This is a genomic window from Mesorhizobium sp. WSM4306 (assembly GCF_007003975.1).
In the GTDB taxonomy this organism is placed as follows: Bacteria; Pseudomonadota; Alphaproteobacteria; order Rhizobiales; family Rhizobiaceae; genus Mesorhizobium.
The window spans coordinates 133615-155630 of the sequence record NZ_VFTC01000003.1; the positions used below are offsets into that span (position 1 = coordinate 133615).

A 22016-nucleotide genomic window follows, 5' to 3' on the forward strand; every position below is an offset into this window, starting at 1 on the left:
CTCACATGAACGAGGCCGACGCGCTCGACATCGTCCAGTACGCGGTGTGGACAGTGCTCACTGCTTCCGCGCCGGTGGTGCTGGTCGCCATGGCGGTCGGCATCGGCATCGCGCTGATCCAGGCCCTGACCCAGATTCAGGAAATCACCCTCACCTTCGTGCCCAAGATCGTCGCCATCATGCTGGTCGTAGCGCTGACCGGCCCGTTCATCGGCAGCCAGATCTCGGCCTTCACCAACGTCATCTTCGAGCGCATCGAAAACGGATTTTGAAGAGAAAGCGTCAACAGTTCTCCCCGCTCCCAATTGGCGCTCGCAGCGTTTGAGATTGGCCTGAAGGCCCATCCCTTCGTCATCCTCGGGCCTGACCCGAGGATCCATGCCGTGACCTTCGACGTCGGGCGCGACAGCGCAGAATCTCTAGCCGCTGCAACGCCTTAGCCTCGCGGCATGGATCCTAGGGTCTGCGCCGCGTCGCTCCGCTCCTTGCTTCGCCCTAGGATGACGACCTGCGATAAGCCGTGGCCAAACAAATAGCGACAACCGCTTGTAGGCGTCTATGTTCCGGCTAGATTGGCAATCGACCCTACGGGCTCAGGCCTGCGGGAATCTTCGCCTTGATGAACCACGGAACCCCATGACCCAGGCAACAACGACCGGCAGGCCATGTGCGGAATAGCCGGCGTCTGGCGCAAGCGAAACCCGATCGACGCCAGTGACCTGTCGGATGTCATCCGCATGATGCAGGCGCTGGTGCATCGCGGCCCCGACGATCATGACAGCTGGAGCAACAACCGGCTGGCCCTCGGGCACCGCCGGCTGACAATCATCGACCCCTCGCCCGCCGCCCGCGAACCGATGCTGACCGCATCGGGCCAGGGCGTGCTCGTGTACAATGGCGAGGTCTACAATTACCGGTCGCTGCGCGAGACGCTTCAGGCGCAAGGCCTGGTCTTCCGAACCGTCAGCGATGCCGAAGTGGTGCTCGAAGCCCTGCATCACTGGGGTCCCGAAAAGGCCGTGCCGCTGTTCGACGGCATGTTTTCCTTCGCCTATTTCGACGCCCGCAACAGTGCGCTGTGGCTTGCTCGTGACCGTCTCGGCATCAAGCCGATGTCGGTGGCCGACATGCCGGATCGATTCCTGTTTGCCTCCGAGGACAAGGCAATCCTCGCTTGCGATGGTTTTCCGCGCGACATCGACAGCCGCGAGATGACCTTTGCGGCTGGCCTGGCAGAGCCGCGATTCCAGCTACAGCCTGTTCGACCGCATCGAGCGCTTGCCGCCCGCCGGCCTGTGGAAGATCACCGACAACGGTATCGAAAAGCGCCGCTTCTGGCATGTGCTGGACGTGCTGGAGACCGCGCGCATCACTGGCGACGTATCCTCCGACGCTGAGCACACGGCGACGCTCGAGGCGCTGCTCGAGGACAGCGTCGGGCTTCACTGCATCGCCGATACCGGCGTCGCCACGGCCTGCAGCAGCGGCGTCGATTCCGGCCTGATAACGGCGCTTGCAAAGCGGTTCAGGCCAGAGGTCCATGGTTATGTCGTCGACCCGCAGCTCGGCCGCAGCGAGGCCGAAGACGCCGGGCGCACCGGTCGCCATGTCGGTGTGCCCTTGCGCCGGGTGCCAGTCGACAGGGATCGTTTTTTCGACCTTTGGCCAAGGGTAATCTGGCATCTGGAAAGCGATGGCTGGCACGCCAGCCATGTCGGGCTGCTGGCGCTTGCCGAACAATGCCGGGTGGACGGCGTCAAGGTGTTGCTGACCGGTGAAGGCGCCGACGAATTGTTCGGCGGTTACCCACTACAGGCCTTGAGCCTGAAGATGTGGCGCTCCTGGTCGTGGCCCCGGCGTCTGTTGCATTCGAAGCGCTCGCTCGACCGAAGATTCGAGCATCAGCGCCGTGCGCCCTACAAGGTCTCGGCTGGAAACCACTCACAAATGGAGCGCAACATGGTCCTGCGCGCCCTGTCGCCGGAGCTGAACTTCCTGCAGACAGAGATTTTCGACCGCTTGCAGCCGGTAGCACCGCCCGCCGATCGCGCCTTCCTCGGACATTGCCTCTATGACCTCTATTCCCATCTGCAGGACATCCTGCACCGGCACGACCGGCTGAGCATGGCCGCGTCCGTGGAGCTGCGGGTCCCGTTCCTGGAGAACCGGCTGATCGACTTCGCGATCCATTTGCCGAGGCGGCAGAAATATCGCGACAAAACAGGAAAATGGCTTTTGCGGAAGGTCGCGCAAAAGCATATTCCGCGCCAGAACGTCCAGGCGCGCAAGATCGGCTTCGAGATATCGTCCGAATTTTCGGCCGGCACGGAGACTTTGCTGCGCGGGGGTTTCCTGCGCGATGCCATGAAGTGGCCCACAGCCAGCGTGGAGGACATGATCCAGTTCGCGCGGCGCGAGGAACCGTCCAGGCTGCGGCTTGTCGGCATGGAGCTTTTCCTGCGCCTTCACGCCGGCGGCGAGACGACGGGTACGCTGACCGAAGCTCTGCATGCCGCCGCCCGCGACAGAAGCTGACTTCGCCCCCGGTCGATACCCCCTGCCGATACTCGGCGCGGTGGACCAACGAGAACATCGCCCTGGGCAGCGAAGCCTTGCCGGCTGACGTATTTTCGCCTTGCTACCCTGTTGTTGGACCATGATCTTTTTCGAAGAGGCGTTCGCCCTTTTGAATGTCGTGCTCTATTTCAAACGCATGCCATGATTGTCGTCCCGGCGGACGAAACCAGCGCATGAAGGTGGGACAGTTCTGATGATCGATGACGAGCCGGACAGCGAACGCGTCTCGGCGCTGGCGCCGTTCCGGCATGGTATTTTTCGCGCCGTCTGGTCGGCCAGCCTGGTGTCGAATTTCGGTGGCCTGATCCAGGGCGTCGGCGCCGCCTGGATGATGACCACCATCGCTACCTCGCCCTATCAGGTGGCGCTGGTGCAAGCCTCGACCACACTGCCGATCATGCTGTTTGCGCTCGTCGCCGGCGCCATTGCCGACAGCTTCAACCGGCGCAAGGTGATGCTGATCGCCCAGGTCTTCATGCTGGTTGTTTCAGCGCTTCTGACGCTGTTCACCTGGAACGGCTGGATGACGCCGTGGACGCTGCTTGCCTTCACCTTCCTGATCGACAGCGGCACGGCGCTCAACAATCCGTCCTGGCAGGCATCGGTCGGCGACATGGTGCCGCGCAACAAGCTGCCGGCGGCTGTTGCGCTGAATTCCCTCGGCTTCAATCTGACGCGCAGCGTCGGTCCGGCGATCGGCGGCATCATCGTTGCCGCCGCAGGTGCGGCCGCTGCCTTTGCCGCCAATGCGCTGAGCTATATCGGCCTCATTGTCGTGCTCTTCCGCTGGAAGCCGGAACTGCCGGTCTCGACCCTGCCGCGCGAGACGCTGGGCGCTGCGATGGGCGCCGGCCTGCGCTATGTCGCCATGTCGCCCAATATCGGCAAGGTGCTGGTCCGGGGCTCGGCCTTCGGCTTCAGCGCCGGCGCTGTGCTGGCGCTGCTGCCGCTGGTGGCGCGTGACGTCGTCAAAGGCGATGCCTTGACCTACGGCATCATGCTCGGCGCCTTCGGCATCGGCGCTGTCGGCGGTGCGCTGATCAGCGTGCGTCTGCGGCAATTGCTGTCCAGCGAGACGATGGTGCGCATGGCCTTCGCCGGCTTCGCCGTCTGCGCCCTCAACGCCGCAATCAGCCACAATGCCTGGCAGACATCAGCGGGCCTCCTCATTGGCGGCGCCTGTTGGGTGATCGCGCTGTCGCATTTCAACGTCACGGTGCAGATGTCGACGCCGCGCTGGGTCGTCGGCCGGGTGCTGTCGGTCTACCAGACGGCGACCTTCGGCGGCATCGCGCTGGGCAGCTGGGTCTGGGGTGTCGTCGCCGATGCGCATGGCGCCGAAACCGCGCTGATTGCAGCCGCCATCGCGATGCTCATCGGCGGCGCCATCGGACTGCTCCTGCCCTTGCCGCAGCAGGCGGCGCTCAACCTCGATCCGCTCAACCGCTTCAAGGAGCCGCATCTCGGCCTCGACCTAAAGCCACGCAGCGGCCCGATCGCCATCATGATCGAGTATGTCATTCGCGACGAGGACGTGCCCGAATTCCTCGCCACCATGGCCGAGCGCGGGCGTATCCGCCGCCGCGACGGCGCCCGCAACTGGACGCTCGCGCGAGACCTGGAGAACCCGGCGATCTGGATCGAGCACTACCATACGCCGACATGGCTGGAGTATATCCGCCACAACAGGCGCGCCACCCATGCCGACGCCGTCGTCAGCGAGCGGGTGCGGGCGCTGCACAGCGGCGACGAACCGCCGCGCGTACGCCGCCTGATCGAGCGCCCGACAACCGCCGGCACCGCACTGGTGATGGCGAAGGGGCCGATCGAGCATTGATGTCGGCAGCCGGGTGAGCGCCGGTCAGCCGGCGCTCTGGATCATGTAGGGCTTGCGCGTGGTCTCGCGTACCCGCCACTCGCCTTCCAGCCCTGCGGCAGGACCAGCAGGTCGCCCGGACCGAGTTCGCGCACCTCGCCGTCGATGCGGCTGAGCTCGACGCGTCCCGAAATAATGTGGCAGATCTCCGACGAGTCCGAGCGATCGGCGGTGAAGCGGCCGGGCGTGCATTCCCAGATGCCGATATCGACGGTTCCGTACGGCGACTGGAAGAACGAGCGTGCGGCCTCGACCTGATCGCCCTCAATGGAGGTCGGCTTGGGCGAGAACGCGCCGATCTCGGCCTTGGCGAGATCGTGGAAGGTGGAAAGGTCGATCAAGTCGGGCTCCATCAATCAGAGCAATTCCAGGAAGCGGTTCCGCCTAGGAATTGCGTGAAAACAAATAGCTCTAGTGGCCTGTGATGCTGTCAGCGATCGCGGCCAGCTTCGAGGTGTGCGCAAGCCCTGCCGCTTCGCGGCCGTCGGCGATGCGGTAAAGCTGGTACATCGAGTGCACGCCGAGCCAGCGGAAGGGCTCCGGCTCCCATGGCCTGACCTTGCGATTGACCCATGGCAGCTGCGTCAGCTCGGTGTTTTGGCCGAGAACAAGATCGGCCAGCGTGCGCCCCGAAAGGTTGGAGCTTGACACGCCGAGCCCGACATAACCGCCGGCCCAGCCGATGCGGGTGGCGGGATCGAGGCCGACCGTGGTGCACCAGTCGCGCGGCACGCCGAGCACGCCGCACCAAGCGTGATCGATGCGGCAGCCCTTGGTCTGCGGCAAGAGCGTCGTCAGGATCGTGTGCAACTGGTCGATTGTCGCCTGCTGCGTCTGCCCGTTGAAGTCGGTGCGCGAACCGTAGCGGTAAGGCACGCCGCGCGCGCCCATGGTGATGCGGCCCTCGCGCGTGCGCTGCGCATAGCAATAAGCATGCGCCGCATTGCCGAGCAGTTCGTGCCCTTCCCAGCCGATGTCGCGCCACAGTTCCGGCGGCAGCGGCTCGGTCACGATCTGGGCGCTGTTGAGCGCCAGCCAGGTCCGCTCCTCGCCGGGGATGCCGGCGGTGAACCCTTCGGTCGCGCGGATGATCGTTTCGGCTCGCACCGTGCCGCGGTCCGTCATCACACTGCCCTTGGCGATGGTGGTCACCGTCGTCTTCTCATAGATCGGCACGCCCAGCCGCTCGACGGCATCGGCCAGGCCGCGCACCAGCTTGGCCGGCTGCACCCGCGCCTGGCCGTGAACGACAAAGCCGCCCATGACATTGCGGATGTTGATGCGCGCGTGCGTTTCGGCCGCATCCAGCATCTCGACGCGGTTCGGATCGACATCCCACGAGCGGATCGTCTCGCACTCCTCGCGCACGCGCTCGAGCTGTGCCGGATTGGTGGCCACCGTCAGATTGTCGACGCGGCGAATGTCGGCGTCGATGCCTTCCTCGGTCGCCACCCGGATCACCTCATCGACGCAGCCTGCCATCGCCGCCTGCATTGCCATCACGCCTTGCCGGCTCGATGTCTTGAGGTACTTTTCGCGCGACCAGCTGAAGCCGCCCGACAGCCAGCCGCCATTGCGGCCCGAAGCGCCGAAGCCGGCAAATTCACGCTCGCTCACCACGACGCGCAGCGAGGGCTTCGCCTTCTTCAGATAGTAGGCCGTCCACAGGCCGGTATAGCCGGCGCCGACGATGGCGACATCGGCCTCGGTGTCGCCGGGCATGGGCGACCGAGGGACGGGAACCGCCCCCAGATCCGCATACCAGAACGATATGTCGCCGTTGCGCTTGACTTGCATGGGATGACTCTCAGGTGAGCGTGGTGTCGGCGTGTGTTTAGTCCCGGCGTTTGATGGGTAGGGTCGCTACGCCCTAGGATGGCGAAGCGATTGGCGTTTTGCTAACATCCGGGCTTGCGAGCCGCCAGAATTCCCGTGCCGAGAACTAGCCTTCGCCCGACAGGTCGCGCCGCGCCTTGTCGAGTTCCTCAGCATAGCGTCGCATCAGATGGCTTTCGGTGAGCAGGCCGAGCACGACGCGGTTGTCGAAATCCTCGACCACGGCCAGTTCCTCGGCGCCGGCGCGCTGAAAGGTTTCGGCGGCGGACTGGACGTTCATGGCGGGCACCAGCACCGCATCCGTGAATTTGGCCAGCGCCAGCACCGGCGTCTCGCCGTCGGACGGGTCGCTGTGCAGTTCGGCGACGATCAGCACGCCGACATAGTGTTGGTCTTCATCGACGGCGATGACGCGCTGCGCCGACCCCAGCGGCACGTCCTTGCGAAACGCCGCAAGCGTCTTTGCGGCATCGACGGTGCGGACATCCTGGCGCATCATTTTCCCGACCGTCAGATTGCGCATCCAGCCGACATCATGAGCGCTGCGGATGGTCTCGCCGCGCAGGTGAAAACGCCAGGTCGAGAAGGAGTAGCCGAAGGTTTCGCGCACCAGGATCGCCGCCATCAGCGAGGCCGCCAGCACGACGCCGGTCAACGTCAGGTCGCGGGTCGATTCCAGCGCCAGGAAGGTCATCGTCAGTGGCCCGCCGACGACGCCGACGGCAAGCGATGTCATGCCCACGACGGCAGCGACGGAAGGATCGATGCCGGTTGCCGGCGAAATGATCGCCATAACGGCCGCGAAGGCCTTGCCGAGCAGCGCGCCGAGGAACAGCGAGGCAAAGAACAGGCCGCCGCGAAAGCCGGAGCCGAGCGAGATCGCCGACGCCGCGAGCTTGAGCACGAAGACGCTGGCGACGACGGCGAGGCCGTAATTCATCGCGAATTCGCGATGCAGCGCGCCATGCCCTGAGGACAGCACCTGCGGTGTGATCAGCCCGAGCATCCCGACGGCGACGCCGCCGATGACCGGGCGCAGCGAAGCGTCGATCGACAGACGCGCGAAGCCGCGCTCGACCAGGCTGACCAGATGCATGATGGCGATCGAGGCCGCACCGCCGAGCAGCCCGAGCAGCAGGAACGGCAGATACTGGCTGGCGGTCAGCTCCGGCAGGCCGGAGAGTTCCATCGGAAACGGCACGACGCCGAACATCTCGGCGGTCAGCGAGGCGCAGATCGCGGCAGTCATCACCGGCGCGACATTGGCGACCGAATAGATGCCGATGATCAGCTCGAAGCCATAAAAAGCGCCGGTCAGCGGCGCGTCGAAGGCAGCGGCGATGGCGCCGGCGGCGCCACAGCCGACCAGGATGCGGACATCGTTGCGGCGCAGCCGCAGCGCACGCGCCAGCCGCGACGCCAGGCCGGAGCCGACCTGCGTGTAGCCGGCCTCCAGGCCGACCGAAGCGCCGAAGCCGCTGGAGATCATCGTCTGCCCGGCGATGATGAACGTATCGGTGAGCGACATGCGTCCGCCGTAAAGCGCATTGGCCTCGATCGGATCGACCGGGGTGCGGAATTTCCGCTTCCGCAGCCAGGTCACCGTCAGGCCGAGCAGGATGCCGCCAATCGCCGGAATGAGCGCCTGGAACGGGCTTTGCAGCGAAAACATCCCCGACAGCCGACCGCCGGGCTGGACGCCGAACAGCAGGAAATGCAGGCCTTGCACCGCCTCGCTCATGCCGGTGACCAGCACCGCCGAGATCACGCCGACGATACCGGCCAGGCCAACGAGGACGATGCCGCGCGCTTCAAGCAGAGGGATCGATCGGATCAGCACCGCGCGCAGGCGACGGGCATAGACCTGGGGTTCGTTAGGCAACGGAGCGGCTCGCCGGGTGCGAGGGATGAAAGCTGCCGTGCCTGTTACGCCCGGCGGCATCGCGTGGCAATCGCAATGCCGACTGCTTGTGGCGCCAATTTGGTGCGGCGAGCCGCGAAAGACGGCAGGTCCTTCGCGCAGGGGGCAAGCGGAAATCCGCGTGCCCGCCGATCGTGATCATCCTGCCGATCAGCCAGGCTCGCCGCTCCATTCAATCCCTTGCGAGCCTTGTCCGACTATGTGAGCGGTCGCTTATGCAATCGACGCAACGTATGAAACATGGTATTTTTGCCAGTCTCTATTTCCCTCACGGAGGAAAAGATGAGTGCGCGGGGATTTTTTTCAGTAGCTGCTTGCGTGATTTTCTTAAGTTCGTCTGCAATGAGTAACTCAACCGTCGGTATCCCGATCAAGTCTGGTATTTCACATCCAGTGTCTCTTTTGCCGGGAGGCAATCCGGAAAAACAAAGCCGGCCAATAACAGAGTTTATTCAAACTGCACAGCAGGATGTCTGCTGTCCCGGCGGTTATCCTTGGTATCGCAATTCGACAAACACCTGCTACGGCAGCTATGAAGATTGCCACGACACAGATGGCGGGGGTTGGTCCTGCAGACAGGTCAACGCCTGCTAGACCTTCCTGGCTGTTGCCTGGTCCTCAGGTCGGCTTGGGCTCGCCGGCCTCATAAAGCATGAGGTTGCGCTCGCCGATGCCGAGCGCTGCCCAGCTCGCCCGCCAGTCGGCGATGTGTGGCGAGCGAAAATGCGCATCGAGTGCGGCCCTGTCACTCCACACCTCCGTGACATGGATGAGCCCGGCGTCGAGCACATCCTGCGCGTAAGAATAGTCGATGCAGCCGGGTTCAGTGCGGCTGCCCGAGATCATGCGCTGCATGGCCGGCCTTGCCTCGTCGAGCCGTTCCGCCGGCAGGCGGATGGTGCCGATGATCACCAGCATGATCTTTCTCCTCAAGGCTCGTGCCGCCTGCCTAGCCGCTCTCCCACCCTCGCGCAAGCTTGGCCGGTTAGGCTCGAAGGGCTGCCCTCATGTTCGGGCAGTCCATGGCTCGGGGACGATATGGCGATCAGCGAAAGCTTAGCGACGGGAACAGTGGCCAAGAACGGCCGCGATGTCTTCTTCGCCATCGGCATCGTCATCATCCTGGCCGTACTGTTCCTGCCGATCCCGGCCTTCCTCATCGACATCGGCCTCGCCTTCTCGATCGCGCTGTCGGTGCTGATCCTGATGGTGGCGCTGTGGATCCAGCGGCCACTCGACTTCTCGTCCTTCCCAACCGTGCTGCTCATCGCCACGATGCTCAGGCTATCGCTCAACATCGCCACCACGCGCATGATCCTGTCGCATGGCAATGAGGGTACGCATGCCGCCGGCTATGTCATCGCCGGCTTCTCCAGGCTGGTGATGGCCAGCGACTTCGTCATCGGCCTGATCGTCTTCATGATCCTGATCGTGGTCAACTTCATCGTCATCACCAAGGGCGCCACGCGTATCGCCGAAGTCGGCGCCCGCTTCACCCTCGACGCCATCCCCGGCAAGCAGATGTCGATCGACGCCGACCTGTCCGCCGGCATGATCGACGACAAGACGGCGCAGCTGCGCCGCCGCGAACTGGAGGAAGAATCGTCCTTCTTCGGCTCGATGGATGGCGCCTCGAAATTCGTGCGTGGCGACGCCATCGCCGGCCTCATCATCACCGCCATCAATATCGTCGGCGGCATCGCCATCGGCTATATCAGGCACGGCATGGGCATGGGCGAAGCCGCCGATGTCTTCATCAAACTGTCGGTCGGCGACGGCCTGGTCACCCAGATCCCGGCCCTCATCGTCTCGCTCGCCGCCGGCCTGCTTGTGTCCAAGGGCGGCACGCGCGGCTCGACCAACCAGGCGGTGTTCGGCCAGCTCGGTGCGCATCCGCGCGCGCTCTACGTCGCGGCCTCGCTGCTGGTCCTGCTTGGCCTGATGCCCGGCCTGCCATTCTTCCCGTTCTTCACGCTCGCCGCCGGCATGGCCGGCCTCGGCTACGTCATCCCGATGCGCGCCAACCGCGAGGCTGCCGCCGTCGAAGCGCTCAAGGACCAGGAAAAGGCCAACAAGGTCGAGGAGGAGAAGAACTCGGTCAAGGCTTCGCTCACCACCGCCGAGATCGAACTGCTGATCGGCAAGCAGCTGTCGACGCGGCTGCTGGTGTCGCACCAGGAACTGGTCTTCCGCATGGCCAAGATGCGCAAGAAATTCGCCACGCAATACGGTTTCGTCGTGCCGGAGGTGCGCGTCGCCGACGATTTCGGCATCCCGCCGAAGAGCTACCAGATCAAGGTCCATGGCACCGTCGTCGCCGAATACCAGATGCGCGTCGGCGAGATCATGGTGCTGCTCGGCACCCGCGACTTGCCCGACGTTCCCGGCGAGGAAATCCGCGAGCCGGCCTTCGGCATGCGCGCCTTCTCGGTGCTCGAAACCTTCGCCGAGGATCTGAAGCGCGAGAACTACACTTTTGCCGACAACATGTCGGTGCTGCTCACCCATCTCTCCGAGGTGATCCGCAACAACCTGCCGCAGCTTCTCTCCTACAAGGACATGAAGGCGCTGCTCGAACGCCAGGATCCGGAATACCGCAAGCTCGCCGACGAGATCTGCACCTCGCACATCTCCTATCCCGGCCTGCAGGCGGTGCTGAAACTGCTGCTCGCCGAGCGCGTCTCGATCCGCAATCTGCACCTGATCATCGAGGCCATCGCCGAGATCGCGCCGCATGTGCGCCGCACCGAGCAGATCGTCGAGCATGTCCGCATCCGCATGGCCCAGCAGATCTGTGGCGATCTCTCTGAAGGCGGCATGCTCAAGGTGCTGCGGCTCGGCAACCGCTGGGACCTCGCCTTCCACCAAAGCCTCAAGCGCGACGCCAAGGGCGAGGTGCGCGAATTCGACATCGACCCGCGCCAGCTCGAGGAATTCGGCCAGGACGCGACCAAGGCGATCCGCAAACATCTCGAGGCCGGCGAGCGTTTTGTCCTCGTCACCGCGCCCGATGCCCGGCCCTATGTGCGCATGATCATCGAGCGCCTGTTCACCACCCTGCCGGTGCTCTCCCATGTCGAAATCGCCAAGGGCGTCGAGATCAAGGTGCTCGGGACGATCTCGTGAACATACTGTCGCAAGGCGTCGTCATCGCCGCCTTCCTCGCCTTCTGCCGCATCGGCGCCTGCTTCATGCTGATGCCGGGCCTGTCCAGCGCGCGCGTACCGGTCCAGGTCCGGCTGTTCGTGTCGATCGCCGCCACCGGCGGCCTGCTCGCTTTCCTGTGGGACAAGATCTTTCCCTTCGTCGATGCGCGTCCGCAAGTGCTGGCGCCGATGATCATTTCGGAACTGCTCGTCGGCGGGCTGATCGGCGCCATGACCAGGCTCTACATGGAGGCGCTGCGCTTCATGGGCTCGGCCATCGCCATGCTGATCGGCTATGGTGGCACCGGCGGGCCGGCCATCGAAGAGCCGGAGCCGCAGGCGGCGCTCGCCGCCATCATCTCGTTTTCGGCGCTGCTGCTGCTCTTCGTCTTCGATTTCGACCACGAGATCATCCGCGCGCTGGTCGCCTCCTATACGGTGGCGCCGCTCAATGTCTTCTTCAACCCGCAGGCCGCACTCGTCGATCTCACCGACACCGTGTCGGACGCCTTCTTCCTGGTCATCCGGCTCGGTAGCCCGTTCATCGCCTATGCCATTCTGGTCAATCTGACGATCGGCTTCGTCAACAAGCTGACGCCGCAGATTCCGGTCTATTTCATCTCGCTGCCCTTCGTCATCGCCGGCGGCATGATCATCTTCTATTTCGCCGTCGGCACCATGCTGTCGCTGTTCGTCGACGGCTTCGTCGACCTGACGCTGGCAAGGTGAGATGACCACGCGCAAGGAACGGCTGAAGAAACTGGTCAAGGTGCAGGAGCAGCTGAAGGCCCTGCACGAGACCCGCCATGCGACCTTCCTGGCGGCGGCGGCAACGGCCGAGACCGAGGCCAAGGAACTTGTCCAGCACTTCGACACCGACCAGTCGATGGCGGTTCTGTTTCCCGACCTTTATCATCGCCGTATCGCCAATGCTCTGGTCCGGCAGGAAGCGAGCCTCGAGAGCGCCAGGCAAGAGGTCGGCCTGATCGCCACCGCGACGGCGCGCACCAACATGGTCGAGCGCGCCTACAAGGACGTGCGCAGCCGCGACGAGCGCGAACGCTCCGACCGCGACCGGCTCGATTTGATCGCGCAGAAGCGTGGACAGGAGTAGGCGGGGATTCTGCTTGTGACTCGAAGCCAAGGTACACTTTTTCGACGAGGCGACCGGCAGCTTTGCGCCTGATCTCGGCCGTATAAGTCAGCTTTGCGGCTTCCTGAAAGCTGACGTCGTAAGCGACCGCGCTGGAGGTCGTCGTGCGCCAGGAGCACACTATGCGAAAGCGAACCCCGCGATCTGCATTGGTCAGCGTTCGGGCAATCCCGCCAGCCTCAGAGCTTCGGCCACCTCATCTGCCCATTCCGGCATGTGTCTAAAGAAGGGCAGCGACCGATATTGGTCGATCGTGAAGCCCGGCTGGGCAGCCAGGAGCTTCCGAGCGGCCCAGCGGGCGGTCTCCAGGTCTCCGTCCATTGCCGACCAGGCGGCGAGGTATCGATAGGACATGATGATGTCTGGATGGGCGGTGATGACCTCACGGGCGATCGCGACAGCCTGGGAAAGAGAACCTGTCTTGGCCATGGCGGTGGCCATGCCCAGCCTCATGTTGAATGTGAGCGGATCCATTGGGCTCAGTGTCATCGCCTGCTGGAATCGTTCGAGAGAGCGAGCGACTTCGCCCTTGTAGATCGCGATCCAGCCATGGCGGGCCCATGCCCACGCATTGTTTGGATCAAGCTTGAGAGCCTTCTCGATAAAGGTGGTGGCACGCTCCTGGTCGCCGCACATGCTCAAGGCTGAGCCGGCGGCGGTCAACGCGGTTGGATCATCGCTGATCGAACCCGCAGCCTCAACCGCCGCGCGCGCCTTTTCCAGCTCCCTCTCCGGCTGGTCGGTCCAAAGATACGCGGCCTTCGAGGCGTGGCACCATGCCAAAAGCGCATGCGCGCGACCATAGGCCGGATCGATCGTTATCGCCTTTTGCAGCATCTCTATCGCCTGGTTGTTGGTGTCCTTGCGGCGGCCCCAAAGGTTCGGATAGGCGCGCATGACGAGATCATAGGCCCGCAGGCTGGTCGGCGGCTTGCGCTTGGCCAGCTCGATCTCGGCGCCACGGATGGCCGGATGGATGGCGCCGGCCACCTGCGCCGCGATCCTGTCCTGGAACTCGAAAACGTCCTCGGTCGCACCCTCGTAGCGCTCGGACCACAGTTGCGCCCGCGTCTCGGCATCGACCAGTTGCACGGAAATGCGCAGCCGGTCGCCGCCCCGCCGAACAGTGCCTTCGACCATGTAAGCGACGCCGAGTTCTCTGCCGACCTCGCGCACGTCGACGAAGCGTCCCTTGTAGGTGAAGGCGGATTGACGTGCGATTACGAAAAAGTCCCGGATGCGGGAAAGCGCAGCAGTGATCTCCTCGACAACGCCGTCGGCAAAATACTCGTCGTCCGCTCCACCGAGATTGTCGAAGGGCATCACCGCCACCGACGGCTGGTCATGCGATCTGGCAGACACAATCTGAGACGGCTCAGTGTCGTGCACCGCCGCGGTCTGGCGATTTCCAGTCCGCGATTGTAGCAACACCGCCAGTGACTGCGTCTGTGCCTCGGGTTCTACGCCCAGATGCTTCTTCAGCAGCGCACGGCAGGACGCGAACTGTCGCAAGGCCGCGTTCTCCTGGCCCCTCACAGCGTGGATGCGCATCAGCGCTCGATGCGCTGCCTCCGCGGTCGGATCCGAAGCGAGCAGCCTTTCCGCGAGCCGCTCACAAGCTGCTTCGTCCGCAGATCCGGCTTCGGACTGCGCCAAGCTCAGGTGTTCCACCAACTGCATCGCTTTCTGTCGGTATCTGATCTGATACGGGCTGAACCATTCATCTAGACCGTCCGGAATGGCCTCACCCGACAGGACATCACCACGGTAGAGGTCGGCGGCGACGGCGAGGTCCGCCGTACCGCTTTCGGCGAGCTTCCGCTCAAAGAGCCAAATATCCGCCTCGTCCGGACCGGCCGTCAGCGCCACCGTCTCCTGATCCCCCTCGATATAAATGGCCGCGTCGCCGCCGGCGGGAAACCATCGCCTGATGTCAGCCAGGGCCTGGCGCAGACTGTTGCGCGCCTGCGCGTCGCCTCTTCCTGGCCAAAGCCCTTCGGAAAGTTGCTCGCGATGGCGGCCGCGACGACCCGCCAGGACCAGAGCGGCAAAAAGAAGTGCGGATTTGCGCGTTGCGAAGCGGACGAGCTGGCCCCCTCCGGAAGTCACCTCAAGACCGCCAAGCAACCGGATCCGCACAAGCCCTCTTCAAATTTCGAACGCGCTAGCAGCAGAATAGCATCTTCGGCAGCCGATTTAACGCGGATTTAACGGCGGCCCGCCGGGCTTTCCTCCGTGGTTCACGCCCGGCTGAACAGCCGCAAAGCGCCAGTGTGACAAGCTTCGATCGCAATCTGAAACGGGAGAGCAAGATGACTCACACGCAAGCTCGCGCCGAGACCCGCACATCGAAACGTCAGCTGCCTGGCGTAACCTCGAAAAGCGTGGCAACGGCGGTCGCCGCCTTCATCGCGTGGCGGCGAACCATTGCAGCGCGCAGGGCGATAAAAGACCTGACCCCTGATCAGTTGAAGGACATCGGCTATTCGGAGTCCCCTGCGCCAAAGTTCTTCGTCAGGGTCGGCCTCATGACGGATCTGATGTCGATGAGATAAGGTCGGCGATGATCCAAGGGGCGCAACTGACGGCGACCACGCTGGAGGTCGCGGTTGCGCACTGTGCGTCACGACGATGTAAGAGATAGCCCGGCCTAACCCCGCGGTCGAGTGGTCGAGCCGCGGACCAAGAGCTCGACCGGTATGATCACCTGGTTCGGGGCGCCGTTTGCAAACACCATCGTGGCGGCAAGTCTCCCCTTCCCGACAATGTCTTGAGCCACTGTCGTGAGCGGAGGCGTGGTGCGCGAAGACTCCGCGGTGCCATCGAAGCCGACGACAGACATGTGTTCGGGTATCTTGATATTCCGCCGACGCGCTTCGTCCAGGACGGTGATCGCCTGCCAGTCCGACATAGTCAAGATCGCCGTTGCTTGCGGAGCCCGGTCGAATACGACCGCTCCTGCCGAAGGCTCACCTGGAGTCGTCTCGATGATCGGGACATTGTCGATTGACAGACCGAGCTCAGCCAAACCCTGGGCGAAGCCGAAGAGTCTCTCGTGATCAAGTTGAAAACCGGCAGAGATAGCGCGCGGGGCATTCCCCGGCAAATGGACGATGGGCGGCCCCGATGTGCGCCGAATGGACAAGATTGCAAAACGCTGATGTCCAAGAGCAGCCAGATGCCTGATGGCCGCCAGAGCCCCGCTCCTGCCGTCGATCCGGATCGAATTGACGTCAGGACCGGCATCGCTTTCGAGGATGACGAAGGGCAGCCGCCGGCGCCGTAAAGAAGCGATCAACTCGATGTCCGCGCTGTGGCCCAGGATGAAGCCGTCAACCAAGGCCTCGCGAATGGTGGAGATGCGCGTTTCGTCCGTACCGTTGACCAAACTCAGCGTCGCTCCAGCCTCGTCACAGGCAAGCGAAACGCCAAGCACCAGCTCCCGCAGATATGGGCTCCTGATCATGTCAGCAATGGCGTATGCACCCGGGGGGATAAGACCGATGGCGTGGAACTTGCCGTCGCGCAGCACGCGTCCTCTCGGGTCGGGGCCATCGTAACCAAGCTGGCGCGCCGCGGCCTCGACGCGCTGACGCAGATCGGACCGGACCAGGTCCGGATGGTTGAATACATTGGAGACAGTACCGCGGGAGACTCCCGCTACCCGGCCGACATCGGCGAGCGTAGGCATTTTGGAAACATTCATTTCCCTCAGTTAGACAATTTTTTGGAGCGCTCCAAGTTTTTTATTGACGCCAAGCCTTAAATGTTGGAATTTGCACTTGGAGCGCTCCAAAGATTGAAAACTTGCAAGGTTTCGGCATCTATGCCGAACATCGGCCCAGCGTGCCTCATTTCGCAAGATCATCAGGAGGATTAGGATGGCTACGACCAATGGTGCTCCGACCTCGCTCGTCGGAAAGACTTTTGATTGCTCATTCGGACAGTTCGTTCCGAGGCTGACGGTCCTGTCGCCGACCGAATTGCGGGTGCAGGCGACGATCGGCGCTACCGAGATCGATGAGGTGGTTCAGAGCAATCTGACCGGCGTTCGACCCGGACTTTTCATCATGAGTTGGACCGAGCAAGGCGGCAACTTCGTCGTGCAGATTCAAGATCACGAGAACCAGATCGTTCATAACTATGCGCGACTGGCGGACGGGCAGCAGTTCTGCGCGCAAGGCACAATTCAACCAGTGACGACGGCGTGAGGGCCGCCTGCGTATCTGAGAGGAGATTATGCCATGACCACCAACATGATCGACCAGACCGACCCTAGGCAGTGGGACCCAAAGCTTGACGCCGTGATCGCGGCGCCCGCAAACCACAAGGTATTGTTTGAGAATGACCGGCTACGCGTGCTTGAGGTGATCCTCAAGCCCGACGAGGAAGAGCCGACACATCACCACCGCTGGCCTTCAGTATTCGTGTTCGATCAGGTAGAAGGCCCTATCCACGACTTCGCACCGGATGGGACCATGATGCCGCCCAATCGAGATGTCATCCAGGCGGTTCAGGCATGGGACGGTCAAGGCTGTCTCGTGGTGCATATGGCCCCCCAACCAGCGGGCCGCGTGCTCAACGCTTCGAGCAAGACCCTGCATGGTATCCGTGTCGAGATGAAGTCATAAGCAGACGTGATCCTGGCCACCGGAACTCGCGCACGCTGAACGTCCACTTCTGACGATTCAAGCCTTAAAGCCGCCAGTCCGCTGTCGGCCCAACTGCTGTCATTCGAGAAACGACGGTAGATTTCGAGCGTGAAGCAGACAACCGATCCACACCGCCTGCATTCCGCCTCTCCTCTCTCTTGGCAAGCCTGCCACAAGCTTGTTGCGGCATGGTCGCTCAGGAAACCCGGCAAAGAGGCGGACTTCTTGGCGATTTCTCCACCCAGTGACATCGTTCTCGATGTTGCCCGAGCCGTCGACCCGACGGATATCGAGGCTGCCCGTGCCGCGCTCACCAAGCGGGCCAACGGCGTTGCCGGCGCCTTCTCTGTCGACATGGCGGCTTCCGTCGACGCCGGTTCGATCCTGTCGCGCGGCACGGCCGAGAAGGCCGCAGCAGGCGCCGATCCCGCCAACAAGTTCAAGAAGTTCGAGGCGATGGTCTTGCAGACCTTCATCCAGAACATGCTGCCCAAGGATACCGAGGGCGTTTACGGCAAGGGGCTGGCCGGCGACATGTGGAAATCGCAGCTGGCAGAGCGCGTCGCCGACGTCATGGCCGAACGCGGCGGCATCGGCATCGCCAAATCGCTGCTCGCCGACCATTACAAGGACGGCAAGCGCACCGTGCCGATCGGCCCAGTGTCAACCGGGCCGCAAAAGACCGAGATCGACCAGCAGACCCGGCTGTCCACCTCGCTGGTCGAGGAATTGCAGCGCAAGGCCGCACGGTCGATGACCGGCGACGAGACGACCATCAAAACCGACATCAAGATCTAGACCAGGATTTTCAATGGCCGATTTTTCAAAATTCTCTTCCAACCTGCCGGCACGTACTTCCGAGGCGCCGATCCCCTTTGCACGGCCGGGCAACCTTGCCGCCATCATCGGCCGCATCGAGGAGGCGGTCGAGGAAGAGACGGCGGGTCTGAAGAACGACACAAGCTATGACCTCAAGGCCTCGAACGCCCGCAAGAGCCGCTACCTCTATGAGCTGACCCGCGCCATGAAGGGCGCCAACGAGATCGAATTCCTGGAGCAGCATCGCGACAGCCTGGCGCGGCTGCGCCAGAAACTGGCGAAGAACGAGGCCGCGATCCTTGCGCACCTCAACGCGGTCAACGAGGTCGCTACGCTGTTGAAGAACGCCATCCAGCGCGCCGAAGCCGACGGCACCTACTCGGCCGGCGAATTCGGATGGGCGAGCTGATGATCTCGGCAACAGGCGGGAAAAGCCGGTGATCAAATTCATCGCCGCCGCGATCTGGATTTGCGCCGCCACGCTGGGCGCCGTGTTCTATTCGTTCCAGGCGGCCGGCGAGCGCGGTGTCGGCGAGACGCCGAAGCCGATGCTGGGCGGTCTCGACTACGTCAAGACCGACATCATCTCGGTGCCGCTGATCCGCAATTCCAAGATCGACGGCTATTTCCTCACCAAGCTCGTCTACACGGTCGAGCCGGCCGAGATAAAGAAGATGTCGATCCCGGCCGAAGCGCTGATGACCGATCAGGTCTATTCCTATCTCTACTCCAACCCGCAGATCGACTTCACCAAGAAGGAAACCATCGATCTCGACGCCTTCCGCAAGGCCATACGCGACACCGTCAATGTCCGTGTCGGCGCCGACCTGGTGCACGAAGTGCTGATCGACCAGGTCAACTTCCTGACCAAGGACGAGATCCGCGACAACGCCATGCGCCGCCGCAAGGACCCCGCCACGCCGACCGAACCGGCCCCGGCGGAAGCGGCCCACGGCGAGCCGGCCAAGCCGGCCACCGAACACTGACCCGCTGCCGGGCGTATCTCTCTCCTTCCGACTGAAACGAGATGACGCATCGCCACCGCGTTGACGTTTACGTCAACTCGAAGCTATATGCGCCCAGCGACCAGGATCGCGGCATGCGCGAGACAGCGATTTCGGCAAACGCCGGTCACTGACGCGCGGCAAAACGCAACGAGACGAGGAGAACAGTCATGAGCGTTCAGGAGATTGCCGAGAAGATGAAGTCGCGCGTGGCAAGCGCCGGCTTCGAACATTCGGTAAAGTTCGATACCGGCAGCGATGGCGTCATCGTCATCGACGGCGCCAGCGTTTCGACCACCGACGCGCCGACCGACTGCACCGTCAAGCTGTCGCTCGACGATCTGGAGTCGCTGATCGCCGGCGACCTCAACCCGACCATGGCGTTCATGTCCGGCAAGATAAAGGTCGAAGGCGACATGACAGTTGCCATGGCGCTCAGCCAGCTGCTTGGGTGAGAAGCGGTCCGCACGGCGGACGAAAAGCCAATTTCTTGGCTTTTCGAGCTTCGAACGCCCTGAGCCTGCGAAGGGCCGGCGTCACTATGCAAAAAACAAAACGCCGCCCATCGGGCGGCGTTTTGCATTCTATCGACCTGAACCCTTTCAGGCCGCGAAAGTCAGCGGCAGCGCCTTGAGCTTGCGCCCGGCCGCCTTCAGCGTGCCATGCGCGCCGTCGAGCGCGCCCTCGACCAGCTCCAGCGCCAGCAGACGGTGCCGCTCGTACGGACCAGGCATCGCCAGCGCGCCGGTTTTGTCAGCCGAAAAGCCGAAGCGGCCATAATAGGGCGCATCGCCGACCAGCAAGATCGCGGCATGGCCGAGACGCGCGGCTTCCGCCAGTGCATGGCGCATCAGCGCCGAGCCAATGCCGGCGTTCTTCAGTGCCGGGTCAACGGCAAGCGGGCCGAGCAGAAGTGCCGCCGGGCCGCCCTCGCCCAGCCTCACATCCCACAGCCGCACCGTGCCGGCAACGACGCCCGCCGCATCGCGCACGACAAAGGCGAGGCCTTCGGAAGGCCGGCGGCCACGCCGCAGCTTCTCCGACGATTTCTTGCGCCGCTTCGGGCCCATGGCGCGATCGAGCAACGCTTCACGCGCCGCGACATCGGCCGCGGTTTCAGCGACGACGCTAATCTCCCCCCTTGAGGGGGAGATGTCGCCGAAGGCGACAGAGGGGGTCGCCGCGCGTGAAGCGCCAACGCCCCTTATCGCAAAAGAAGTCGAGGCAGCCGAACCGACCCCCTCTGGTCTGCCGGCCATCTCCCCCTCAAGGGGGGAGATCCCCACGGCACCGTCAATGTAATTTGCAACGTCCATTTCCGCGATCCTTCACGAGCGGAGCTTGTTCCACAGGCGGGCCCAAGTGGGCGACTGACGCCCACCTGGGATGATCTGATCGGTTCTTTCGAACCGTCAGATCACGTAGGATCGGAGAGGCTCGAACCCGTTGAAGGCGACCGCCGAATAGGTGGTCGTGTAGGCGCCGGTGCCTTCGATCAGCACCTCGTCGCCGATGGTCAGCGACAGCGGCAGCGGATACGGCGTCTTTTCGTACATCACGTCGGCCGAATCGCAGGTCGGGCCGGCGAGCACGCAAGGTGCTGTCTCCGAACCGTCATGGCGGGTGACGAGGGGATAGCGGATCGCCTCGTCCATCGTCTCGGCCAGACCGCCGAACTTGCCGATGTCGAGGAACACCCAGCGCACATTGTCGTTGTCGGCCTTCTTGGAGATCAGCACGACTTCCGACTTGATGACGCCGGCATTGCCGACCATGCCGCGGCCCGGCTCGATGATGGTCTCCGGAATGGCATTGCCGAAATGCTTGCGCAGCGCCGAGAAGATCGCCTGGCCATAGGCCTGCGCCGCCGGCACGTCACGCAGATAGCGCGTCGGGAAACCGCCGCCCATATTGACCATCTTCAACACGATGCCTTCGTCGGCGAGCGTCGCGAACACCTTCTTGGCGTCGGCCAGCGCACGGTCCCAGGCCGTCAGGTCGGTCTGCTGCGAGCCGACATGGAACGACACGCCATGGGCGTCAAGGCCGAGCGTCTTGGCGTGGCGCAGCACGTCGACGGCCATCGCCGGCACGCAACCGAACTTGCGCGATAGCGGCCATTCGGCACCCTCGCCATCGGTCAGCACGCGGCAGAACACGCGGGCGCCGGGAGCGACGCGAGCGATCTTGTCGACTTCCTCGACGCAGTCGACTGCGAACAGCCGGATGCCGAGCTGGTAGGCGCGTGCAATGTCACGCTCCTTCTTGATGGTGTTGCCGAAGGAGATGCGGTCCGCCGGCGCACCGGCGTCCATCGCCATCTCGACTTCTGCAACGGAAGCGGTGTCGAAGGACGAGCCCATCGCAGCAAGGAGGCGCAGGATTTCCGGCGCCGGGTTTGCTTTCACCGCATAGTAGATCTTGGAATCGGGCAGCGCCTTCTCGAAGGTGCGGAAATTGTCGCGCACGACATCGAGGTCGACGACGAGGCAGGGGCCGGACGGACGTCGGGTGGCGAGGAAATCAAGGATGCGCTGGGTGGCCATCGGGGTCTCTCCATCACGCCTTGCGGCGCGCAATAAGGCTGCGAACGCGGGCTTTCGGCCTCGCGAACACGCGGTCAAACAAAGGCGGGACGTAAATTCATGGAACCAGCCGGTGGAGACCCCGGAACCATGAAACACCGTCTCGCGGCGATGAACCTTGGCCTTGCCCGGCCTCGGTTCGCTTTGTCTGCCTTGGCTTGGATGGGAGACCCGTCCGCACTGCCGGCAATGAAGGTGTGCCTCTTTAGTAACCCCGGTCTTTGGACAACCGGAAGAGAACCAGAAAGGCCCGCACCGTCGTTGCTTCAAGGTGTCCTCGGGCTGGCGGTTGGCCGCTAGACCGACTGGAGGGGTTGGCTCCAGTTACCTTACCGATTTCCCTCACCATTCGAGGATCGGCGGACACCCACAGGCACGTGCGACTTTGGGCAAGCGCGATATAAGATCGAAAGATTTCACAATCAATAAAAATCGTATCCCAGGTTG

At 63.3% G+C, this 22016-nt stretch carries 23 protein-coding genes; 15 read left to right on the top strand and 8 right to left on the bottom strand.

Going from position 1 to position 22016, the window contains the following annotated elements; genetic code table 11:
- Positions 1-5: 5 nt before the first annotated feature.
- The 4 genes from fliQ to FJV77_RS06245 all read left to right on the top strand — a co-directional run bounded on the left by fliQ (position 6) and on the right by FJV77_RS06245 (position 4414).
- The gene (fliQ, locus tag FJV77_RS06230) at positions 6-272 is read left to right on the top strand and encodes a flagellar biosynthesis protein FliQ (protein ID WP_127853917.1); all 267 of its coding nucleotides are present in this window, start codon (positions 6-8) and stop codon (positions 270-272) included.
- Between the two features lie 393 nt (positions 273-665).
- The gene (locus tag FJV77_RS32795; protein ID WP_142865977.1) at positions 666-1397 is read left to right on the top strand and encodes a hypothetical protein; all 732 of its coding nucleotides are present in this window, start codon (positions 666-668) and stop codon (positions 1395-1397) included.
- On the top strand, positions 1351-2535 hold the full coding sequence (locus tag FJV77_RS06240; protein ID WP_246691162.1) for an asparagine synthase C-terminal domain-containing protein: 1185 nt from the start codon (positions 1351-1353) through the stop codon (positions 2533-2535). The genes FJV77_RS32795 and FJV77_RS06240 overlap by 47 nt, the downstream gene beginning before the upstream one ends.
- Before the next feature lie 235 nt (positions 2536-2770).
- Positions 2771-4414, top strand: coding sequence for an MFS transporter (locus FJV77_RS06245; RefSeq protein ID WP_142865979.1), 1644 nt, complete (start codon positions 2771-2773; stop codon positions 4412-4414).
- A gap of 41 nt (positions 4415-4455) precedes the next feature.
- Here the strand turns inward: FJV77_RS06245 and FJV77_RS06250 are convergent, their stop codons facing one another.
- The 3 genes from FJV77_RS06250 to FJV77_RS06260 form a co-directional block, all read right to left on the bottom strand.
- Positions 4456-4794 (bottom strand): cupin domain-containing protein, encoded by a 339-nt coding sequence (locus FJV77_RS06250; protein WP_246691154.1) that lies wholly within the window; start codon positions 4792-4794, stop codon positions 4456-4458.
- Between the two features lie 70 nt (positions 4795-4864).
- Positions 4865-6250 carry an FAD-binding oxidoreductase gene (locus FJV77_RS06255; protein ID WP_142865980.1) on the bottom strand — a complete coding sequence of 462 codons (1386 nt, stop codon included), beginning with the start codon at positions 6248-6250 and terminating at the stop codon, positions 4865-4867.
- A 145-nt stretch (positions 6251-6395) separates the two neighbouring features.
- Positions 6396-8171 (bottom strand): chloride channel protein, encoded by a 1776-nt coding sequence (locus FJV77_RS06260; RefSeq protein ID WP_246691155.1) that lies wholly within the window; start codon positions 8169-8171, stop codon positions 6396-6398.
- Positions 8172-8492: 321 nt separating this feature from the next.
- Here FJV77_RS06260 and FJV77_RS06265 point away from each other — a divergent pair, with 321 nt between their 5' ends.
- Positions 8493-8804 (top strand): hypothetical protein, encoded by a 312-nt coding sequence (locus FJV77_RS06265; RefSeq protein WP_142865982.1) that lies wholly within the window; start codon positions 8493-8495, stop codon positions 8802-8804.
- A 24-nt stretch (positions 8805-8828) separates the two neighbouring features.
- Here FJV77_RS06265 and FJV77_RS06270 read toward each other — a convergent pair whose 3' ends face one another.
- On the bottom strand, positions 8829-9128 hold the full coding sequence (locus FJV77_RS06270; RefSeq protein WP_142865983.1) for a putative quinol monooxygenase: 300 nt from the start codon (positions 9126-9128) through the stop codon (positions 8829-8831).
- Between the two features lie 120 nt (positions 9129-9248).
- Between FJV77_RS06270 and flhA the strand changes: the two genes are divergently transcribed.
- From flhA to FJV77_RS06285, 3 genes are read left to right on the top strand one after another with little or no spacing between them, the layout of a single operon-like run.
- Positions 9249-11336: a flagellar biosynthesis protein FlhA gene (flhA, locus tag FJV77_RS06275; RefSeq protein ID WP_142865984.1), complete on the top strand. Its 2088-nt coding sequence runs from the start codon at positions 9249-9251 to the stop codon at positions 11334-11336.
- Entirely contained in the window at positions 11333-12085 is a 753-nt protein-coding gene (gene fliR / locus FJV77_RS06280; protein ID WP_142865985.1) for a flagellar biosynthetic protein FliR, read from the top strand. The genes flhA and fliR overlap by 4 nt, the downstream gene beginning before the upstream one ends.
- Position 12086: 1 nt before the next feature.
- Positions 12087-12470 (top strand): hypothetical protein, encoded by a 384-nt coding sequence (locus FJV77_RS06285; RefSeq protein ID WP_142865986.1) that lies wholly within the window; start codon positions 12087-12089, stop codon positions 12468-12470.
- A gap of 192 nt (positions 12471-12662) precedes the next feature.
- Here FJV77_RS06285 and FJV77_RS06290 read toward each other — a convergent pair whose 3' ends face one another.
- Entirely contained in the window at positions 12663-14648 is a 1986-nt protein-coding gene (locus FJV77_RS06290; protein ID WP_142865987.1) for a BTAD domain-containing putative transcriptional regulator, read from the bottom strand.
- Between the two features lie 173 nt (positions 14649-14821).
- Between FJV77_RS06290 and FJV77_RS06295 the strand changes: the two genes are divergently transcribed.
- Positions 14822-15064 (top strand): DUF1127 domain-containing protein, encoded by a 243-nt coding sequence (locus FJV77_RS06295; protein WP_142865988.1) that lies wholly within the window; start codon positions 14822-14824, stop codon positions 15062-15064.
- Between the two features lie 95 nt (positions 15065-15159).
- Here FJV77_RS06295 and FJV77_RS06300 read toward each other — a convergent pair whose 3' ends face one another.
- Positions 15160-16200 carry a LacI family DNA-binding transcriptional regulator gene (locus FJV77_RS06300; RefSeq protein WP_185970210.1) on the bottom strand — a complete coding sequence of 347 codons (1041 nt, stop codon included), beginning with the start codon at positions 16198-16200 and terminating at the stop codon, positions 15160-15162.
- Positions 16201-16390: 190 nt separating this feature from the next.
- Between FJV77_RS06300 and FJV77_RS06305 the strand changes: the two genes are divergently transcribed.
- The 6 genes from FJV77_RS06305 (at position 16391) to FJV77_RS06330 (ending at position 19439) form a co-directional block, all read left to right on the top strand.
- Positions 16391-16720 (top strand): hypothetical protein, encoded by a 330-nt coding sequence (locus FJV77_RS06305; RefSeq protein WP_142865990.1) that lies wholly within the window; start codon positions 16391-16393, stop codon positions 16718-16720.
- A gap of 33 nt (positions 16721-16753) precedes the next feature.
- A complete protein-coding gene (locus FJV77_RS06310; protein ID WP_142865991.1) occupies positions 16754-17140 on the top strand; it encodes a hypothetical protein in 387 nt (128 codons plus the stop codon).
- Between the two features lie 246 nt (positions 17141-17386).
- Positions 17387-17959: a rod-binding protein gene (locus tag FJV77_RS06315; RefSeq protein WP_185970211.1), complete on the top strand. Its 573-nt coding sequence runs from the start codon at positions 17387-17389 to the stop codon at positions 17957-17959.
- A 13-nt stretch (positions 17960-17972) separates the two neighbouring features.
- Positions 17973-18389, top strand: coding sequence for a hypothetical protein (locus FJV77_RS06320; RefSeq protein ID WP_142865992.1), 417 nt, complete (start codon positions 17973-17975; stop codon positions 18387-18389).
- A 28-nt stretch (positions 18390-18417) separates the two neighbouring features.
- A complete protein-coding gene (locus FJV77_RS06325) occupies positions 18418-18966 on the top strand; it encodes a hypothetical protein (protein ID WP_246691156.1) in 549 nt (182 codons plus the stop codon).
- 188 nt (positions 18967-19154) lie between these two features.
- A complete protein-coding gene (locus FJV77_RS06330) occupies positions 19155-19439 on the top strand; it encodes an SCP2 sterol-binding domain-containing protein (RefSeq protein WP_142865993.1) in 285 nt (94 codons plus the stop codon).
- A 147-nt stretch (positions 19440-19586) separates the two neighbouring features.
- Here the strand turns inward: FJV77_RS06330 and FJV77_RS06335 are convergent, their stop codons facing one another.
- Together FJV77_RS06335 and odc2 are read right to left on the bottom strand one after the other, a co-directional pair.
- A complete protein-coding gene (locus tag FJV77_RS06335; RefSeq protein WP_246691157.1) occupies positions 19587-20243 on the bottom strand; it encodes an N-acetyltransferase in 657 nt (218 codons plus the stop codon).
- Positions 20244-20396: 153 nt separating this feature from the next.
- On the bottom strand, positions 20397-21530 hold the full coding sequence (gene odc2 / locus FJV77_RS06340; protein WP_142865994.1) for an ornithine/lysine decarboxylase: 1134 nt from the start codon (positions 21528-21530) through the stop codon (positions 20397-20399).
- Between the last annotated feature and the right edge of the window lie 486 nt (positions 21531-22016).

Excerpts from the sequence above, each read along its gene's own strand:
- FJV77_RS06335 (WP_246691157.1), bottom strand. The coding sequence starts at position 20,243 with ATGGCCGGCAGACCAGAGGGGGTCGGTTCGGCTGCCTCGACTTCTTTT.
- FJV77_RS06310 (WP_142865991.1), top strand. The coding sequence starts at position 16,754 with ATGACCACCAACATGATCGACCAGACCGACCCTAGGCAGTGGGACCCA.
- flhA (WP_142865984.1), top strand. The coding sequence starts at position 9,249 with ATGGCGATCAGCGAAAGCTTAGCGACGGGAACAGTGGCCAAGAACGGC.
- FJV77_RS06305 (WP_142865990.1), top strand. The coding sequence starts at position 16,391 with ATGGCTACGACCAATGGTGCTCCGACCTCGCTCGTCGGAAAGACTTTT.
- FJV77_RS06270 (WP_142865983.1), bottom strand. The coding sequence starts at position 9,128 with ATGCTGGTGATCATCGGCACCATCCGCCTGCCGGCGGAACGGCTCGAC.
- fliQ (WP_127853917.1), top strand. The coding sequence starts at position 6 with ATGAACGAGGCCGACGCGCTCGACATCGTCCAGTACGCGGTGTGGACA.
- FJV77_RS32795 (WP_142865977.1), top strand. The coding sequence starts at position 666 with ATGTGCGGAATAGCCGGCGTCTGGCGCAAGCGAAACCCGATCGACGCC.
- FJV77_RS06265 (WP_142865982.1), top strand. The coding sequence starts at position 8,493 with ATGAGTGCGCGGGGATTTTTTTCAGTAGCTGCTTGCGTGATTTTCTTA.
- FJV77_RS06285 (WP_142865986.1), top strand. The coding sequence starts at position 12,087 with ATGACCACGCGCAAGGAACGGCTGAAGAAACTGGTCAAGGTGCAGGAG.
- odc2 (WP_142865994.1), bottom strand. The coding sequence starts at position 21,530 with ATGGCCACCCAGCGCATCCTTGATTTCCTCGCCACCCGACGTCCGTCC.
- FJV77_RS06255 (WP_142865980.1), bottom strand. The coding sequence starts at position 6,250 with ATGCAAGTCAAGCGCAACGGCGACATATCGTTCTGGTATGCGGATCTG.
- FJV77_RS06300 (WP_185970210.1), bottom strand. The coding sequence starts at position 16,200 with ATGCCTACGCTCGCCGATGTCGGCCGGGTAGCGGGAGTCTCCCGCGGT.
- FJV77_RS06320 (WP_142865992.1), top strand. The coding sequence starts at position 17,973 with ATGGCCGATTTTTCAAAATTCTCTTCCAACCTGCCGGCACGTACTTCC.
- FJV77_RS06245 (WP_142865979.1), top strand. The coding sequence starts at position 2,771 with ATGATCGATGACGAGCCGGACAGCGAACGCGTCTCGGCGCTGGCGCCG.
- FJV77_RS06330 (WP_142865993.1), top strand. The coding sequence starts at position 19,155 with ATGAGCGTTCAGGAGATTGCCGAGAAGATGAAGTCGCGCGTGGCAAGC.
- FJV77_RS06295 (WP_142865988.1), top strand. The coding sequence starts at position 14,822 with ATGACTCACACGCAAGCTCGCGCCGAGACCCGCACATCGAAACGTCAG.